The following is a 16058-nucleotide window of genomic DNA, read 5'->3' as shown; positions in this document are numbered from 1 at the left end:
CTGGGGGCATGCCCGAGGGTGACTCCGTCTTCCGCACCGCAGCCCAGCTGCACCAGGCCCTGGCCGGACACCGGCTGACCACTGCCGAGCTGCGGGTCCCGGCGCACGCCACCGCCGACCTGACGGGTCGTCAGGTGTACGAGGTGGTACCGCGCGGCAAGCACCTGCTGACCCGGTTGGAGGGCGGGCTGACCCTGCACACGCACCTGCGGATGGACGGCCGCTGGCAGCTCTACCCCGCAGGCGAGCGGTGGACCGGCGGCCCCGCGCACCAGATCCGCGCCGTCCTCGGCACCACCACGCAGACCGCGGTCGGCTACCGGCTGCCGGTGGTGGAACTGCTGCGCACCGCAGACGAGGCCGAGGCGGTCGGCCACCTGGGCCCCGACCTGCTCGGCGCCGACTGGACGGCCGACAGCGCGGGGGAGGCGGTGCGGCGGCTGTCCGCCGCACCCGAGCGGCCGACCGGCGAGGCGATGCTCGATCAGCGCAACCTGGCCGGGATCGGCAACGTGTACGCCAACGAGCTGTGCTTCATGGCGGGGGTGACCCCGTGGACGCCGTTCGGTGAACTGCCCGCCCCCGAGCGCCTGGTGGCGTTGGCGCACCGGCTGCTGTACGCCAACCGGTTGCGCCCGGGGCACGTCACCACCGGTGAGCCGCGCCCGGACCGCAGCCACTGGGTCTACGGTCGGGCGGGGCGGCCCTGCCGGCGCTGCGGTGCCCGGGTCCGAACGGCGCGGCAGGGGGTCGAGCCGCAGCAGCGGGTGGCGTTCTGGTGCCCGAGCTGCCAGCGCGGTCCGAGCCCGGCCGACGGTTGACCCAGAGCCTGACCCGGGACTCAGGTCGCGGAGCCCGCCGCGGCGCCGGTGACCAGGTCGGCGCCCCAGCGCTCGATCGCGCTCGCCAAGTCGAGGCCGCGCAGGCCGTGCTGCTCGTCGTCGGTGGGCCAGTCCTCGCGCGGAACCCGCCACATCACCTCGAACTCGTTGCCGTCGGGGTCCTTGGCGTAGAACGACTTGGAGACCACGTGGTCGGTGGCGCCGACCAGCGCGCCGCGCTCGGTCAGCTTCTGGCCGATCTCGGCCAGCTCGCCCAGCGTGCCGACCTCCCAGGCCAGGTGGTAGAGCCCGACCCGGCCCTGCTGCGGGCCCGGGGCCTGGGCGCCGACCGCGAAGAGCCCGAGGTCGTGGTCGTTCAGGCTGTCGGGCGAGCTGAGGAAGGCGGCCCGGCCCGGCATCTCGACGTCCACCCGGAAGCCGAGGACCTCGGTGTAGAAGGCGACGGCGCGGGACACGTCGCGGATGTAGAGCACCGCGTGGTTGAGGCGGCGGACGGGCATGGTGATCCCTGCCTTTCGGGGTGAACCTTCGCAGTGGGGCTGCGGGGGTGTTCGAGTGGTCGGGGCTGCGTGATCGGGGCTACGTGATCGGGGCTGCGTCAGGCGTGCTCGGGCTGCAGGACCAGGCCGTGGCCGAGGGTCTGCGCCGTGCCCCGGGCCTTGGTGCGCAGGTAGTGCAGGTTGCTGGGGGAGGCGTGCACCCCGGTCGGCACCCGGCGGGTGATCGTGATGCCGAGCGCGCCGAGTTGGGCGGCCTTGGCGGGGTTGTTGCTCAACAGGTTGACTCTGGGCGCCCCCAGAGTGTGCAGCATCTGGGCGGCCGCGGTGTAGTCGCGGGCGTCCTCGGGCAGGCCGAGGGCGGCGTTGGCGGCGTAGGTGTCGAGGCCGCCGTCCTGCAAGGCGTAGGCGTCGAGCTTGTTGTAGAGGCCGATGCCACGGCCCTCCTGGCGCAGGTAGAGCAGGTAGCCGCCGTGCTCGGCGATCTGTTCCACCGACTCGCGCAGCTGCGGGCCGCAGTCGCAGCGCGCCGAGCCGAACACGTCGCCGGTCAGGCACTCGGAGTGCACGCGCACCAGGGGAGCGGCGGTGGCCCGCGGGTCGCCGAGGCCGAGTGCGAGGTGCTCGGCGCCGTCGGCGAGGTCGTGGAAGGTCACCACATCGGCCTCGACGCGGAAGCCGTCACCGAACCGCAGTGGCACCCGGACCCTGGTTCGCACCCGGGCGGGCGGCGGTAGGGTCGGGACGGATGGAGCGGGACTGGTCATGGAGGGTCTCCGCAGAAGTAGTTCAAATTTGAAGCCCAATGCCACGGTACCTCACCCGGGCGGCACGCTTCAAATTTGAACAATACGGATACGCTTGGACGCATGGCAGAGACCCGGTGGCTCGACGAGCAGGAGATGGCGGCCTGGCGCGGCTTCATTGCGGCGAGCAGCCTGGTGGCGCGTCGGCTGGAGCAGCAGCTGAAGGACGACTCCGGGCTCTCGCACACCCAGTACGAGATCCTGGTGCACCTCTCCGCCGTCCCCGAGGGTGAGCTGCGGATGGCCGAGCTGGCCGACCGGGTGGTCACCTCGAAGAGTGGACTCAGCTACCAGGTCGCGCAGTTGGAGAAGGCGGGGCTGGTCGGGCGGCGGTCCTGTCCGAGCGATGTGCGCGGGGTCTTCGCCTGCCTCACCGAGCGCGGGCGCGAGGTGCTGCGTGCTGCGGCGCCCGGGCACGTCGGGGCGGTGCGGGCGGCGCTGATCGACGTGCTGGACCGCGAGCAGCTCGCGGTGGTCGCCGAGGCGCTGGGTGAGGTGGCCCGCCGACTGCGCGACTGACGGGCGGGCCGGGCGGGCTCACGGGGCTCGGATGGGCCGGTGGGTGAACGCCCGGTGGCGCGATCGGGTCTACGCGGGTCCTGGTGGGCCTCCTCTCGCTGACGAGACGTCAGTTCTCTAGCGGGGTCGGCGGGTTGGCCGCTACGCTCGCCCAGCGCGGTGATGCCAATCATTGGTACGTGTGCATCGACATCCGCGTTTTCGCATCGGTGGTACTCATCCCTGCCAGGCCACAAGGAGCGAACATGTCCCGTACTGCCCGCTTCTCCCGCACGGCCCGCACGGCTCACCCCACGCACCTCGCCCGCCCCGCACGCCTCGCCCGCCCCGGCCGGGCCTCCGGCCACGCGGTCCGCGCCGCCGCCACGGTCGCCGCCGCGCTGCTGGCGACGGCCGTCGCCGTCCCCGCCCACGCCGACACCGCCGGGCGCGACTTCCAGCCCAGCCACCCCGAGCGCGACTACGCCGGGTCCACCGTCGTCGCCCACGAGGGCAGAGGCCCCGCCGGAGCGCCGAAGCCGCTGGTCACCCAGACCCCCGGCCTGGACGTCTCCAGCTACCAGGGCAACGTCAACTGGTCCACGGCCGCCGCCGACGGCGCCCGGTTCGCGTACGTCAAGGCCACCGAGGGCACCGGCTACACCAACCCGTACTTCGCCCAGCAGTACAACGGCAGCTACAACGCCGGCCTGATCCGCGGCGCCTACCACTTCGCGCTGCCCAACGCCTCCAGCGGCGCCACCCAGGCCGGCTACTTCGTCGGCCACGGCGGCGGCTGGTCGGCCGACGGCAAGACCCTGCCGCCCGCCCTGGACATCGAGTACAACCCCTACGGCGCCACCTGCTACGGCCTCAGCCAGAGCGCGATGGTGAGCTGGATCCACGACTTCGGCAACACGGTCGCCAGGCTCACCGGCCGGTACCCGACGATCTACACCACCACCGACTGGTGGAGCACCTGCACCGGCAACAACGGCGGCTTCGGCACCACCGACCCGCTCTGGATCGCCCGCTACGCGAGCTCGCCGGGCACCCTGCCGAACGGCTGGTCCTACCAGACCTTCTGGCAGTACTCGGACGCCGGGACCTTCCCCGGCGACCAGGACTACTTCAACGGTGACGCCAGCCGCCTGCAGGCGCTGGCAGGCTGATCGGCACCGCAACCAGGCGCGAGCGCGGGGGGCAGGGCGTGAGCCGTGCCCCCCGCGCTCGGCCAGTTCGCGACGGCCATGGCGGTCAAGGTGACCGCACCGGTGGCCGGCGGCAGCCCGCAGCAGAGCGCGCCGACCGTTCCCGTCACCCGCCGGATCCGCCGGGTCCAGGGCGGCCGCGCCGCCCGCTGCCCGAACCCGGGGGCTCCGGCCCAGCTGCTCGGCGGCCTGCCCGGACCGGCGCCCCAGGCCCGCTCCTCGGGTGCCTTCGTGCGGCGCGTGGCTCGGGACTCGCGCTCGGCCATCTCCGGTCCCCCGTCCTCGTGCCCGGGCGGACCCCGGCCGGCGGCGTCCGTGCCAGCGCATCATGCCAGGCCGATCCGGCGCTCCGGGAGAAGGGTGCAGGTCGGGCGCGGAAGCGCGAAGCTTGGTCCCATGGCCGATCCGCAAAGGTCGCACAAGTCGCACGGTTCGCACAGCTCGCACGGGTCCCGCGGTCCGCGTACCGAGAGTGCTCGGACGTACCAGGGCGTGCCGGCCGCACCGCTGCGTCGCGGCGCCCTGCCGAAGGTGGCCGAGATCGTCGACGGCGAGGCGGAGGAGACGGTCCTGGTCTGCCACGACACGCCCGACCTGCGCCTACTCGCCCACGGTCGCACCCTCAGCGGCCCGGACCCCGACTGGCGCCTGACCCTGCCGGACGGCACCGAGCGGCACGCCCCACCGGGCGCGGCCGTCCCGGTCGAACTCGCCGACCAGCTGCGCGCCTACGCCGGTGGCCGCACGCCGCGCCCAGTCCTGCGGCTGCGCATCCGCCGCAGCCGCACCCTGCTGCGCGACCGAGCCGGGCGCACGCTCGCCGAACTCGACCGTACCGAGACGCTGGCCCAACCCCTCAGTGCCAACCCGGGCCCGGGGCGGCTGGCCGGCTGGACCGGCACCGAGGTCCGGCTGGTCCACGGCCGCCCCCGGCTGTTGGCCGTCCTCGACGCGCAGCTGCGCGCCCAAGGTCTCGCCAGCGCGCCCGGCGGCACGCCGACCGACCTGCTCGCCCGCGCCGGCGTCCGCAGGACCGGCGCCGGACCCGCCCGCAAGCCCGCCGCCGGCACGGCAGGCGCGGCCCTCGCCGGCTACTTGCGGACCCAGTGCGCCGAACTGCTCGCCCTGGACGCGGCGGTGCGGCGCGACGAACCGGATGCCGTCCACCGGATGCGGGTCTGCTGCCGTCGGCTGCGCAGCGCCCTGACGGCAGGTCAGAAGCTGCTCCGTGGCAGCCGGGCAGGCCGGACCGCCGACGAACTCCGCTGGCTCGGACAGGTCCTGGGCCTGGCCCGGGATGCCGAGGCCACCGGCGAACGCCTCGCCGAGGCCTGCGCCCAGCTGCCGTCGGCCGCCGCACCGCAGCAGCTGGCCGCCGAGCTGGCCGCCCGGTTCCGTCGGCGCTACGCGGCCGCCTATCGGCAGGTGCGCGAAGTCCTCGACAGCGAGCGCTACTTCCAGCTCCTGGATGCCGTCCGGTGGATCGCCGACCGCCCCCCGCTGCGCCGCCGGGCCCGCCACGGCCGTGGTGAACTCGAGCGGCTACTGCGCCGGGAACAGCGCCGCGTCGACCGCCGGATGCGCCTGGCCCTCGCCCGCCCCGTCGGCCCCGGCCGTGACGAAGCGCTGCACGCGGCGCGCAAGGCGGCCAAACGCGCCCGCTACACCGCCGAGTTGGCCGGCCCGATCCCCGCCGCCCGGCTGGCCCGCCGGATGCGGGCCCTGCAGGAGGCCCTCGGCGGCTACCAGGACGCCGTACTGGCCGAGCAGCTGCTTCCCGAACTCGCGGCCGAGGCGCACGCCGAGGGGGAGAACACCTTCGGCTACGGCGTCCTGCACGCCGCGCAACGCCCTGCGGCGGCAGCCGCCCTGGCGGCGGCCGGTCCCGCCTGGCGCCGGGCCCGCAAGCGGCGCCTGACCAGGTTGCGCTGAGGTCCGTGGCGGTCCCGGCCGGTCCCGATGCGGCCGCCCCGGAGGCGTCCGGCGACGTGGCGGAGGCCGGACCACTCGAATGGTCGTATGCGGCCGAATCTTTCCCTTGCTACTCTGTGGTGTCCGCTATTTGACGCCCCGTCACGATCCGGGGCCGGGGAGGAGGCGGTCCACGTGTCCGACCAACTGCACACCGAGGCAAGCGTGTCGCGCCCGCCCGCGGTGCCGAGCCCTGCTCCGCCGAGCGCCCCAGCAGAGATCCCGTCGGCGATCGCGCCGGCCGCGCTGCCGCCGTGGCTCGACCTGGCCGCCCCCGCCTTCTGGCGCCTCCCCGACCCCCAACGGGCCGCCGCCTTCCGCCACTTGCGCAGCCTCCCCGCGCCGGTCCACTTCGTCGAGCGCCCCGCCGGCCCGCTGCGCCGCGAGCGCGGCTTCCACGCCTTGGTCCGCCATGCCGACGTGCTCGCGGCCAGCCGCAACCCACAGGTCTTCCGCAGCGCGCCCGGTGTCACCACGCCCGAGCCGGCCCGCTGGGTCCGCCTGCTGTTCGGCGACTCCATGGTCAACCTGGACGATCCGCGTCACGCCCAGCTGCGCCGGATCGTCGCCCGCGCCTTCACCCCGCGCCTGATCGCCCGGGTCGAGGAGGACATCCGGGCCACCGCCGCCCGGATCGTCGACCGGGTGATCGCCGAGCGCCCGGCGGACTTCGTTCCCGCCGTCGCCGCGCAGCTCCCGTTCCAGGTCATCTGCGCGATGATGGGCATCCCCGAGGAGCACCGCCCGCTGATCCTGCGCCAGATCGACCAGGCCTCCGAGCACACCGGCGTGCACCGCCCGCTGCGCGAGCGGATCCGGCTGCCGGGGCAGGGCCTGCGGGCGCTGGCCCGCTTGCAGCGGCTGGTCGCCCGGCTGGGCTGCGAGCGCCGCCGCCACCCCACCGAGGACCTGATCTCGGCGCTGGTCGGCGCCGACCTCGACGGGCGTGGCCTGACCGGTCGCGAGCTCGGCGCCTTCTTCTCGCTGCTCCTGGTGGCCGGCGTCGAGACCACCCGCAACGCGCTCGCCCACGGCCTGCACCTGCTGAGCACCCACCCCGAGCAGCGGGCCCTGCTGCTGGCCGAGCCCGAACGCCGGCTGGACGGCGCGGTGGACGAGATCCTCCGCCACGCCACCCCTATCATCCAGTTCCGCCGCACCCTGGCCGCCGACCACCAGCTGGGCGGCGCCCAGCTGGCCCGAGGCGACCAGGTCCTGCTCTGCTACGCCGCCGCCAACCGGGACGAGTCCGTCTTCCCCGATCCCGACGCCTTCGACATCACCCGGGATCCCAACCCGCAGCTCGCCTTCGGCGGCGGTGGTCCGCACTTCTGCCTCGGTGCCCACCTGGCCCGGCAGGAGATGAAGGCCCTCTACCGCGAACTCTTCAGTCGCCTGCCCGACATCCGCTCGACCGCCGCCCCCGAGATCGTCCCGTCGAACTTCGACCACCGCGTCCGCTCGCTGGCCTTCACTTTCACGCCTCCCGCCGTCGGCGGGTGAGGAGGCGTCGGTGAGCGGGAGAGTACTGGGCAGTCCAGTTCTCCGCCGGATATCGTGCCGGTTACGCCAGACAGATGGGAGCACGGACATGGCCGACCCGGTGAAGGGCCCTGCCAGCTACTTTCCTGCGATAGAGAAGAAGTACGGCCGTCCGGTCACGGAGTGGAAGGACCTGATCCGCTCCTCGCCGCTGGCCCGGCACATGGAGCTCGTCGGCTGGCTCAAGACCGAGCACGGGCTGGGGCACGGCCACGCCAACGCGCTCGTGGCGCACACCCTCGCCGAAAAGCCGCCGTCCGACTGAGGCGTCGGACGGCGGCGTTCGGGCACGCAGGCGGGGGCGGGGCCCGGCGGTCCCTAACCGAAGATCGAGAAGCTGAGGTGAGCGAAAGCCACGTCGAGGCCGTAGACGAGCATCACCATCACGACCACGAAGGTCAGTACCACGCCGGTGTAGGACGTCAGCTCGGAGCGCGTCGGCCAGACGACCTTGCGCAGCTCGGCGACGATCTGCCGGTAGAACAGCGACATCCGCGCCAGCAGGCCGCGCACGCCGCGCCCCTTCGGCGAGGATGACTTGCCCCGCTCACGGGTGGTAGGTCCAGCCATGCGCCGACGCCTTTCCCCTGGACGCCTCCGGAACCGGCGGGAGGTGTCTGAGTCCTGGCTTCCAGCGTACGGACGAACAGGGAAGCCTCTACTCGGGAAGCCGCGCGGCGAAAAGGGGCGTGGGCCTGCGGTCACCGCCGGTTCGCGGTCTGCGGCAGGTCCTTCGGCGGCGTCTGTGCGGCGTGCAGCCCGTTCTGTGCCTTGCTCAGACCCCCCACCCCCGGTGCCTCGGCGGCGCCCGCGCAGCGCGTCACCAGGTCGCTCAGCGCCGACTGGTCGGTCCGGGTGAACTCCTGGAGGACGAACGCGCCGATCGCCCGGCCTTTGGGCGGTCGCCCGATCCCGAAACGCAGCCGGAGGAAGCCCCCGTCCCCCGTGCCTTGCCCACCGAACGCGCCCCGCTCTGCCCGGGCGAGCCGTCAGAGGCCCGCAGGATGCCCGCGAGCGGGCCTCCGCACAGGTTGATGGTCCACTGGGGCTCGGCGAGCGCCACGCGGCGGTCCTCGACCTCGACGCAGCACGGCCTGCCGCACCACCCCCCAGGAACCGGGGATGGTGCGGCAGGCCGTGCTGGGTGGGCGAGCAGGTCGAACAGTCCGCTGAGATCCCCCAGGTACCGCGGATCCGTCCCCCCAACTGGTGCCTCAGTAGCGCTGCGCGGTCGCGACCTTCGGGTTCAGTGCGGCCCCTGCGGACTTGGTGCTGACCGCGACGGGCGCTGCCCGCTGGCCCGGCCCGAGGTTCTGGGCGCCCACCACGTCGCTGTCCACCAGGGTGCCGGAGGCGTCGGTGAAGTCGATCCGCACCGCGTAGGAGGCGGCGCTGGAACCGCTGTTGGTGATGTTCACCACCACCGCCGTCAGCCCGCCGGTCGTGCTCGTCGGCACGCCGGTGAGGGTGATGTCCCCGATGGCGTTGCCGCTCCCGGCCGTGGTCGCCAGCGCGGCCGAGGCAGAGGCCTGGGCCCCGGCAGCCGCCGCGGAGACCGACGCCCCGAAGGACGCGGCCGCGGAGGAAGCGGAGGAGACCGCGGCCGACACGGAGGCCTGGGCGGAGGAGGCGAGCGATCCCAGTCCGGAGGGAGTGGACCCCGAGAACGAGGCCGTCGCCGGTGAGAAGGACGGCGTACTGGACGACGCCGTGGCCGGGTGTCCGGAGGAGCTGCTGCACGCCGACAGACCGGCCAGGCAACCTGTCGTCACGACCAAAGCCGCCACCGGCCGGCGCCAGGCCCCGCCGGTCGCGCCCATTCCCACGTACCCTCTGCTCACGGATCCGCCCACGGTTGATGGCCGGGACCGCTCCCGTGCCGCCTGCCCTCACCGTGACCCGGCCGGACAACCGCCGCGAGCCGTGCTGGCCCATCCGGTGCCGCGTGCCGGCCGGCTGCTGCTCGGCCGGGACGGCGGCCGCGTCGACGCCCCGGGGGCGGTGGCAGACGGCGCACGACGGCAGTACTACGCTCGACTGCCTTCTCGAGCGTCTCGCTGAGCCGGGTACACCGTCCGCCGCCCGCCGTCCGATCATCATTTGACCAACTGACCGAAAGTCATGCTGATATGCGACCCACCCTCTTCACCGTCGACCACCCCGGCCCGGGCCGGCTGAGCACCATGGCGAGGCCGCGTGGCAACGACTGGCTGGACGACGAGATGGCGGCGCTGAAGGCGGCCGGCGTCGCCATCCTGGTCTGCGCCCTCACCGAGCCCGAACGCGAGGAGCTCGGGCTTGCCGAGGAACCCCGGTCGGCCGCGGCGGCCGGGTTGCGGTTCGTCGAGATACCCATCCCCGACCGCACCGTGCCGGACCTTCCCGCGATCCTGCCCGCTCTGCGGCAACTCGCCGCCGAACTGGCCGACGGCGCGCACGTCGTCACCCACTGCCGGGCCGGCATCGGACGCTCCTCGCTGCTCGCCGCCGCGCTCCTCATCCTCAACGGCACGGCGGCCGACACCGCCTGGCGCCGGATCGAACGAGCCCGCGGGCTCGCCGTCCCGGACACCGCCGAGCAGCGTGAGTGGACGAACTACGTTCCCGTGCAGGCATGATGACAATCTCTCAGGTATGACCGGGGATTGAAATGGGCGACTCCGGGCGCGCCGCCTGATGGCATGGGTCGCCCTGAGCTCCTACGGTCTACGGTCGGTGACGTGTCGTCAGCCGTCATCATTCGTTGCTCGGCGGCTCCCGGACGGGCCGTGTGGAGCCCAACTTCCCTCTCTTCCTCGGACGGGTCAATGGAGCGGCCTTGACCGGTCATTCAGTTGAGCCGGTCGGGCGGAATGCCGAACCGGGTGGGCGCGTGTCGGCTTGACCCGGGTATTTCATGGCCATTTCACTTCCGGTGACCGCCTACCAGTACCCGAAGTCCCAGTGCCTGAAGTCCTGGCCGTCACTTCTCAATTCGTGATCCGTCGTCACTCGCACCCTGGCGTGCGCCCACCGCGATCGGCCACCTTCTCGTGCGGCGGATCAGGCCGGGTCGGCGGCAGGCCCGTCCATTCCATCTCCGGAGGAATTCCCATGTCCTTGGAAAATCCCGCGACTGACGCCCCGTCCGACGGCCCGTCCCGTCGGCACCTGATGCGGCAGGCGGCTGCCGTCGGTGCTGCCGGGCTCGCGGTGAGCCTGGTCGCCGGTGCCGGCAGCGGCGCGGCCGCCGCCGGCAACGCCGACAGGTCGCCGGCCGGTGAACAGGTGCCCGCGCCGGCCACCGAGCACGATGAGCCGATGATCGTGCACGTCCGCGACGCGCGGACCGGCCGGCTCGACCTGTTCAGCGGCGAGAAGCACCACGTCGTCCAGGATCCGGCACTGGCCGCCGCGCTGGTCCGCGCGCTGGGCTGACCCGCTCCACCCAGCCCCGCACTCTCCGGTCGGCCGGCCTCGGCGTCGATCCGCCCGGGTCGGCCGGCCCACCCCGCTCCTGCCCCCACACCACTGACAACCCCCTGTGAGGTTCCCGTGTCGTCCCACCGCGAAGCCCCCGAGATCTCCAAGGACCCGGTCGCCGACAGCACCGACGTCTACGCCTTCGTCAGCCCCGACGCGTGCGACACCGTCACGCTGATCGCCAACTACATCCCGCTGCAGAGCCCGGCCGGCGGTCCGAACTTCTACGAGTTCGGCGAGGACGTCCTCTACGCGATCCACATCGACAACGACAACGACGGGCGCCCGGACGTCAGTTACGAGTTCCGGTTCCGGGTCGAGGTCCGCAACCCCGACTCCTTCCTCTACAACACCGGGCCGATCAACTCGCTGGACGACCCCAACTGGAACCGGCGCCAGACCTACAGCATCACCCGGGTCGAGGCCGGTGAGCGGCGCCGCGTCATCGCCGAGGGCCTGGCCTGCCCGCCCTGCAACATCGGCCCGCTCTCCACCCCCGACTACACCTCGCTGGCGAACATGGCGGTCCACCCGCTTCACGGTGGGCGCAAGGTGTTCGCCGGGCAGCGCGCCGAGGGCTTCTACGTCGACCTCGGCTCGATCTTCGACCTCGGCACCCTGCGGCCCTTCCAGCAGCTGCACGTGATGCCCGCCTTCACCCATCCGGCCCCCGGCGTCAACGCCACCAAGCTGCTCAACGTCCACAGCATCGCGCTCCAGGTCCCGATCACCGACCTGACCCGCGACCACCGCAAGCCCGGCGACGTGCTGGACCCGGACGCCACCATCGGCGTGTGGACCACCGCGGCCCGCCGCCAGGCCCGCGTCATCGACGACTCCGGACACACCACCGAGTCCGGCCCCTTCGTGCAGGTCTCCCGGCTGGGCAACCCGCTGTTCAACGAGGTCATCGTCCCGATGGGGAGGAAGGACGAGTGGAACTCCCAGCCCCCGGCGGACGACAAGAACTTCGCGCAGTACGTCGCCAACCCCGAGCTGGCCAAGCTGCTGCCGGTGCTCTACCCGGGCGTCTTCCCCAACCTGGCGGCGCTGGACGCGGCCGGCACCGCGCGCGCGGACCTGCTCGCCATCCTGCTGACCGGCATCCCCAGCGGCATCGTGGCCGGGTTCCAGAACTTCACCGGTGACACCCAGGCCGACATGCTGCGCCTGAACGTCGCCGTCCCGCCGGCCACCAGCCCCAACATCCTGGGCCTGGTCGCCGGTGACCCGGCCGGGTTCCCCAACGGGCGCCGGGTCTTCGACGACGTGGTCACCGTCGAGCTGCGGGCCATCGCCGGTCTGACCTTCCCCCTGGTCGACACGAGCTTCACCCCGGACGCCGCCGCCGGCCAGATCACCGACGGCCTCACCCCGGACAGCCTCGGCACGCCGTACCTGAACAGCTTCCCCTACCTCGGTGTTCCCTTCGACGGCTACCACACGCCGTCCAGCTGACCGTCGATCCGACCAGTCGGCACACCACATGGTGCGGGCAGCCTGCGCGGCTGCCCGCACCGGCCCGTTCCCCGAGCAGGAGGCACCACGCATGACGCACACCCACCCGCACCCGCCGCTGCCCGCCCCCTCCCGCGAAGGCAGCGTCGTCCTGGAGATCGGCGGCACCCTCGGCGCCCTGATCATCCACACCGGTCCCGCCGAGGACGGCCTGGAGATCGAGGTCAGTCCCACCGGCCAGGACGCCACCCGCACCCACGCCGCCGTCCGCCCCCGGCACCTCACCGGACGGGTCGTCCACTGCGCCGTCATCTCACCGCTGCCGGAGGGCGACTACACGCTCTGGCGCACCGCCGACACCCGCGAGGGCACGGTCACCGTGCGCGGGGGCGAGGTCACCGAGTACCGCCGGCTTCAGGGCAGTCAGCCGGCCGGCTCCAGGAAGAGCTCGTCGGCGTAGCACCAGGCCCACTCCTCGCCGGGCTCGACGGACCGCGCCATGGGGTGGCCGGTCTGGGCGTCGGCGTGCGCGCCCTGGTCTTCGGCCACCTGCCACTCGTGGTGCTTCACCGGTCTCCCTGAAATCTGTTCGAGGGAGGGGATTATGACGTGGGATCAGGTATTGCCGAGGATGACGGCCATGTCCCCGTAGGTGGCGTAGCCCGCTTCGAAGTCGCTCGGGGTGACGGTCAGGTGGCCGCGGGCGGGGTCGTTGATGGTGACGGCGTCAGCGGTGTAGCCGGTGACGACGACCACGTGTTCGGCGGTGCCCGCGTAGCGGACGCTGCGTCCGTCGTAGGCGGTGTAGGGGTGGTTGGGCCGATTGCGCCACAGGTAGTCGACCCAGACGATCGCGGGCCGGCCCGCCTGGACGTGGGCGCGCAGCTGGGCGGGCGTCAGATTCTCGCCGGCGTAGGCCACCCGCAGTCCGTAGGCGCGGGCGGCGTCGGCTACCGGGGGGTAGTAGACGCCGTAGCCGGTGCCGTCGCTCTCGGAGCCGTTCGGGTCGCCGACGAACGCGCGGTACGGGTCGCCGGAGTTCGGTCCGGAGCGGCCGAACCGGTTGTGGACCAGGTCCACGCCGATGTGCTTCAGAATGGCCTGGTCGTCGGCCTGGATCCCGTGGGCGGCCAGCATCATGCGCAGCGCGCTCGCTTCGCAGTCGTTGTTCAGCTGCTGGTAGTACAGCGGGACCTGGCTGTGCTCGGCGGCCCGGGCCGGCCCGGCGCCCGCTCCCGCTGCCAGCAGGGAGCCGGAGAGGACGGCGAGGAGCGCTGAGCAGGCTCGGCGGGCGCGCCGGTTGGTGGTGGTCGTCATGGAACTGACGCTACGTCAGATGGTGGTGGATGCGATGCAGCCGACGAGGAGTGAACGGGTGAGGGTGAGCTGCTCGGGTCAGTTGGACGGGGAACAGCCGTAGAGGGTGCCGCCGGTGCCGTTCGGGTCACCGAAGGGGCCGGCCGGGGCCTGCGGGTCGGCGCCGCCGGCGGCGGGTGGCTGGGCCACTCCGAAGGCCGTGGCGGGGATCCGCGTGCAGCGCTGCTTCACCCAGTCGTCGATCCGGCTGACCGAGGTGGTGCCGCCACCGCCGAAGAAGGCGCCGAGGCCGGGGCCGCTCTGGACCAGGACGAAGCGCACGGCGCCGCTGTGCACCAGGGAGTCGAAGGCGCTCGGGGACGGCTGGGGCACCGAGCCGCTGAACCCGCCCATCGGCATCACGGTGTCGCCGGTGCCCAGGATGTAGGGCGAGGCCGAGGTCCAGTTGTCGACCGCGAGGACGTACTTCGCGCCGTCCTGCCGGGCCTTGACGTAGTCGTACAGCCTGCGCTGGTCGGCGGAGAGGTCGGCGCTGACGCCGCCACCGGGCCCGCCGAAGCCGGCCGGCGGGTGGGCGCCGTCCGGGGCGGGGGAGCCGCCGGGCCGCGAGTGGCCCGCGCCGGCCGGCTGTCCTGGCTGTCCGGCCTCGCTGATGAGTTCCGTGAGCATCGCGCCCAGCCCCCTGGAGGAGGGACCGGCCAGGGCGTCGAAGGAACTGCCCGCGTACTTCGGGTCGAGCACCGAGGCCGACCAGGCCACCGGCGCGAGGACGGCTCCCGTCAGGCTGGCGGTCAGGCCGATCAGCAGCAGGCGGGAGGGTGCGCGGCGGGCGAGTCGGCCCCACACCAGGGCGGCGATCCCGAGGGCCGCGGCGGCCGGCACCAGCCAGGACAACCAGGGCAGGAACTCGGGGGCGAAATCGCCCAGGTACCAGGCCCAGGCGGCCTCGGCCGCGACGGCGACCGGCAGCAGCCAGGCGGCGCGGCCGCCCTTGCGGTAGGCGTCCCAGAGCAGCACGCCGCCGGCGCCGGCCAGCCCGGCCAGGGCGGGTGCCAGGGTCGACATGTAGGCGGTGTGCGGGATCGAGCTCATCTCGCTGAACACCAGGCCGACCACGGCCAGCCAGCTGCCCCACATCACGAACCCGCCGCGCAGCCGGTCGGTGCGCGGCGTGCCGCGGCGCGACCACAGGCCGTACGCCAGACCGAGGAAGGCGAAGGGGTAGAGCCAGCCGATCTGCGGGCCGAACCTGCCCTGGAACAGCTTCAGCCAGCCGCCGTTCAGCCCCGGGAGGCCACCGCCGGGCGGAGCGCCGGTCGGGTGGGCGGGTCCACCGGTCGGGCCGCTGGTCGGGCCGCCGGTCGGGGCCCCGGCACCGGGCCTGGGCGCTCCGCCGCCGAAGCTCATGGTCGGCACCGAGCCGGGCACGTGGATGCCGAACCGCTCCAGGCCGTTGTAGCCGAAGACCATCGCGATCGAGCTGTTGTCGGTGCTGCCGTCCACGTAGGGCCGGTCCTCGGCCGGCACCACCGTCATCAGCAGCACCCAGGAGAGCGACACCGCCAGGCAGACCACGCCCGCCAGCAGCAGGTGGCCCGCGCGCCGGCGCAGCCTGACGGGTGCCGCGACCAGGTAGCCGAGGGCCAGCGCCGGGAGGATCATCCAGGCCTGCAGCATCTTGGCCTGGAACCCGACACCCACCCAGGCCCCCGCGAACAGCAGGGACCGCAGCCGCGCGTCGAGCACCGCGCGCTGGTAGCAGTCGGCCGCCATCACCAGGCAGAAGACCAGTCCGCCGTCCTCCATCGAGTGCCCGAACATCGAGGCGACCACGGGGGTGAAGGTGAACGCCCCGGCCGCGGCGAGCCCGGCCCTGGGGCCGGCCCAGCGGCGCACCATGCGGTACGTCACCAGGACGCAGAGCACGCCCTCGACGCACTGGGGCAGCGTCACCGACCAGGCGTGGAAGCCGAACAGGCGAGCGGACAGGGCCTGCGGGACGAACGAGCCGGCGATCTTGTCGGGCGTGACGGTGGCCCCGGGGTCGAGGGCGCCGAAGAAGAGCGCCTTCCAGCTCACCGACATGCTCTTCACGGCGTCGGAGTAGAAGAGCGCGTAGTCGGCGGAGCTGAGGTTCCAGGCGTAGAGGGCGGCGGCGACGGCTGCGGTCAGCAGCAACGCCGGTCGGGCCCAGCCGGGTTGGTCGGCAGGGGAACGCCAGAACTGCCAGGGTTTGCGGGTGCTCCCGGAGCCCTGACCGGGCGTCAGCTCCGCGTTCGGGGGATGACCGAGGACAGTCGCGGACAAGGTGGAACCTCCTGCCGGACGGAGCGTTGACCGTAACCTGACATCATCATCTGACCTGACGATCCGTCAAACCTGGTAGATCGGTGAGAAATTCCTGGGAGATCATCACGCCGAGCTCAGCCCTACCCGGTCGCGCTCCGGTTGATG

18 protein-coding genes and 1 pseudogene are annotated in these 16058 nt (G+C 73.0%); 11 read left to right on the top strand and 8 right to left on the bottom strand.

Going from position 1 to position 16058, the window contains the following annotated elements; genetic code table 11:
* Window positions 1–8 precede the first annotated feature (8 nt).
* Window positions 9–821, top strand: a complete 813-nt coding sequence (locus ABH937_RS09405) for a DNA-formamidopyrimidine glycosylase family protein (protein ID WP_280689394.1) — start codon at window positions 9–11, stop codon at window positions 819–821.
* Window positions 822–841: 20 nt separating this feature from the next.
* On the opposite strand, the gene ABH937_RS09400 is transcribed toward ABH937_RS09405, so the two are convergent.
* Window positions 842–1342 (bottom strand): VOC family protein, encoded by a 501-nt coding sequence (locus tag ABH937_RS09400; protein ID WP_280689395.1) that lies wholly within the window; start codon window positions 1340–1342, stop codon window positions 842–844.
* 98 nt (window positions 1343–1440) lie between these two features.
* Window positions 1441–2106, bottom strand: a complete 666-nt coding sequence (ribA, locus tag ABH937_RS09395; protein WP_280689396.1) for a GTP cyclohydrolase II — start codon at window positions 2104–2106, stop codon at window positions 1441–1443.
* 102 nt (window positions 2107–2208) lie between these two features.
* Between ribA and ABH937_RS09390 the strand changes: the two genes are divergently transcribed.
* The 5 genes from ABH937_RS09390 to ABH937_RS09370 all read left to right on the top strand — a co-directional run bounded on the left by ABH937_RS09390 (window position 2209) and on the right by ABH937_RS09370 (window position 7632).
* Window positions 2209–2664, top strand: coding sequence for a MarR family winged helix-turn-helix transcriptional regulator (locus ABH937_RS09390; protein WP_280689397.1), 456 nt, complete (start codon window positions 2209–2211; stop codon window positions 2662–2664).
* Window positions 2665–2909: 245 nt separating this feature from the next.
* Window positions 2910–3815: a lysozyme gene (locus ABH937_RS09385; RefSeq protein ID WP_280689398.1), complete on the top strand. Its 906-nt coding sequence runs from the start codon at window positions 2910–2912 to the stop codon at window positions 3813–3815.
* A 435-nt stretch (window positions 3816–4250) separates the two neighbouring features.
* Entirely contained in the window at window positions 4251–5786 is a 1536-nt protein-coding gene (locus ABH937_RS09380; RefSeq protein WP_280689399.1) for a CHAD domain-containing protein, read from the top strand.
* A 258-nt stretch (window positions 5787–6044) separates the two neighbouring features.
* Entirely contained in the window at window positions 6045–7328 is a 1284-nt protein-coding gene (locus tag ABH937_RS09375) for a cytochrome P450 (RefSeq protein ID WP_280689548.1), read from the top strand.
* 88 nt (window positions 7329–7416) lie between these two features.
* Window positions 7417–7632, top strand: a complete 216-nt coding sequence (locus tag ABH937_RS09370; protein WP_280689400.1) for a DUF4287 domain-containing protein — start codon at window positions 7417–7419, stop codon at window positions 7630–7632.
* Window positions 7633–7685: 53 nt separating this feature from the next.
* Here the strand turns inward: ABH937_RS09370 and secE are convergent, their stop codons facing one another.
* The 3 genes and pseudogenes from secE to ABH937_RS09355 all read right to left on the bottom strand — a co-directional run bounded on the left by secE (window position 7686) and on the right by ABH937_RS09355 (window position 8824).
* Window positions 7686–7937 carry a preprotein translocase subunit SecE gene (gene secE / locus ABH937_RS09365; protein WP_280689401.1) on the bottom strand — a complete coding sequence of 84 codons (252 nt, stop codon included), beginning with the start codon at window positions 7935–7937 and terminating at the stop codon, window positions 7686–7688.
* A gap of 131 nt (window positions 7938–8068) precedes the next feature.
* Window positions 8069–8299: pseudogene (locus tag ABH937_RS09360) on the bottom strand (hypothetical protein); the annotation flags it as partial.
* 282 nt (window positions 8300–8581) lie between these two features.
* Window positions 8582–8824, bottom strand: coding sequence for a hypothetical protein (locus ABH937_RS09355; RefSeq protein ID WP_280689402.1), 243 nt, complete (start codon window positions 8822–8824; stop codon window positions 8582–8584).
* Between the two features lie 22 nt (window positions 8825–8846).
* Between ABH937_RS09355 and ABH937_RS09350 the strand changes: the two genes are divergently transcribed.
* The 5 genes from ABH937_RS09350 (at window position 8847) to ABH937_RS09330 (ending at window position 12747) form a co-directional block, all read left to right on the top strand.
* The gene (locus ABH937_RS09350) at window positions 8847–9428 is read left to right on the top strand and encodes a hypothetical protein (RefSeq protein ID WP_280689403.1); all 582 of its coding nucleotides are present in this window, start codon (window positions 8847–8849) and stop codon (window positions 9426–9428) included.
* A 68-nt stretch (window positions 9429–9496) separates the two neighbouring features.
* Window positions 9497–9985, top strand: coding sequence for a tyrosine protein phosphatase (locus tag ABH937_RS09345; RefSeq protein ID WP_280689404.1), 489 nt, complete (start codon window positions 9497–9499; stop codon window positions 9983–9985).
* A gap of 475 nt (window positions 9986–10460) precedes the next feature.
* Window positions 10461–10784 (top strand): hypothetical protein, encoded by a 324-nt coding sequence (locus tag ABH937_RS09340; protein WP_280689405.1) that lies wholly within the window; start codon window positions 10461–10463, stop codon window positions 10782–10784.
* 117 nt (window positions 10785–10901) lie between these two features.
* On the top strand, window positions 10902–12287 hold the full coding sequence (locus ABH937_RS09335) for a DUF4331 domain-containing protein (RefSeq protein ID WP_280689406.1): 1386 nt from the start codon (window positions 10902–10904) through the stop codon (window positions 12285–12287).
* Window positions 12288–12378: 91 nt separating this feature from the next.
* Window positions 12379–12747, top strand: a complete 369-nt coding sequence (locus ABH937_RS09330; protein ID WP_280689407.1) for a hypothetical protein — start codon at window positions 12379–12381, stop codon at window positions 12745–12747.
* Here the strand turns inward: ABH937_RS09330 and ABH937_RS09325 are convergent.
* From ABH937_RS09325 to ABH937_RS09315, 3 genes are all read right to left on the bottom strand, one after another.
* Complete coding sequence (locus ABH937_RS09325; protein WP_280689408.1) at window positions 12711–12857, bottom strand: hypothetical protein; 147 nt, start codon at window positions 12855–12857, stop codon at window positions 12711–12713. The genes ABH937_RS09330 and ABH937_RS09325 overlap by 37 nt on opposite strands.
* Before the next feature lie 45 nt (window positions 12858–12902).
* Window positions 12903–13604 (bottom strand): C39 family peptidase, encoded by a 702-nt coding sequence (locus tag ABH937_RS09320; RefSeq protein ID WP_280689409.1) that lies wholly within the window; start codon window positions 13602–13604, stop codon window positions 12903–12905.
* Window positions 13605–13682: 78 nt separating this feature from the next.
* Window positions 13683–15911, bottom strand: coding sequence for a glycosyltransferase family 39 protein (locus ABH937_RS09315; RefSeq protein WP_280689410.1), 2229 nt, complete (start codon window positions 15909–15911; stop codon window positions 13683–13685).
* Between the last annotated feature and the right edge of the window lie 147 nt (window positions 15912–16058).

Origin of the sequence: Kitasatospora sp. GAS1066B (assembly GCF_041262605.1) — a bacterium.
In the GTDB taxonomy this organism is placed as follows: domain Bacteria; phylum Actinomycetota; class Actinomycetes; order Streptomycetales; family Streptomycetaceae; genus Kitasatospora.
This window is presented reverse-complemented; position numbering and strand designations above follow the sequence as displayed.

What these genes read in the sequence shown, in the direction of transcription:
- ABH937_RS09405 (WP_280689394.1), top strand. Translation starts at nt 9, where the DNA reads ATGCCCGAGGGTGACTCCGTCTTCCGCACCGCAGCCCAGCTGCACCAG.
- ABH937_RS09400 (WP_280689395.1), bottom strand. Translation starts at nt 1,342, where the DNA reads ATGCCCGTCCGCCGCCTCAACCACGCGGTGCTCTACATCCGCGACGTG.
- ribA (WP_280689396.1), bottom strand. Translation starts at nt 2,106, where the DNA reads ATGACCAGTCCCGCTCCATCCGTCCCGACCCTACCGCCGCCCGCCCGG.
- ABH937_RS09390 (WP_280689397.1), top strand. Translation starts at nt 2,209, where the DNA reads ATGGCAGAGACCCGGTGGCTCGACGAGCAGGAGATGGCGGCCTGGCGC.
- ABH937_RS09385 (WP_280689398.1), top strand. Translation starts at nt 2,910, where the DNA reads ATGTCCCGTACTGCCCGCTTCTCCCGCACGGCCCGCACGGCTCACCCC.
- ABH937_RS09380 (WP_280689399.1), top strand. Translation starts at nt 4,251, where the DNA reads ATGGCCGATCCGCAAAGGTCGCACAAGTCGCACGGTTCGCACAGCTCG.
- ABH937_RS09370 (WP_280689400.1), top strand. Translation starts at nt 7,417, where the DNA reads ATGGCCGACCCGGTGAAGGGCCCTGCCAGCTACTTTCCTGCGATAGAG.
- secE (WP_280689401.1), bottom strand. Translation starts at nt 7,937, where the DNA reads ATGGCTGGACCTACCACCCGTGAGCGGGGCAAGTCATCCTCGCCGAAG.
- ABH937_RS09350 (WP_280689403.1), top strand. Translation starts at nt 8,847, where the DNA reads ATGGCGTTGCCGCTCCCGGCCGTGGTCGCCAGCGCGGCCGAGGCAGAG.
- ABH937_RS09345 (WP_280689404.1), top strand. Translation starts at nt 9,497, where the DNA reads ATGCGACCCACCCTCTTCACCGTCGACCACCCCGGCCCGGGCCGGCTG.
- ABH937_RS09340 (WP_280689405.1), top strand. Translation starts at nt 10,461, where the DNA reads ATGTCCTTGGAAAATCCCGCGACTGACGCCCCGTCCGACGGCCCGTCC.
- ABH937_RS09330 (WP_280689407.1), top strand. Translation starts at nt 12,379, where the DNA reads ATGACGCACACCCACCCGCACCCGCCGCTGCCCGCCCCCTCCCGCGAA.
- ABH937_RS09320 (WP_280689409.1), bottom strand. Translation starts at nt 13,604, where the DNA reads ATGACGACCACCACCAACCGGCGCGCCCGCCGAGCCTGCTCAGCGCTC.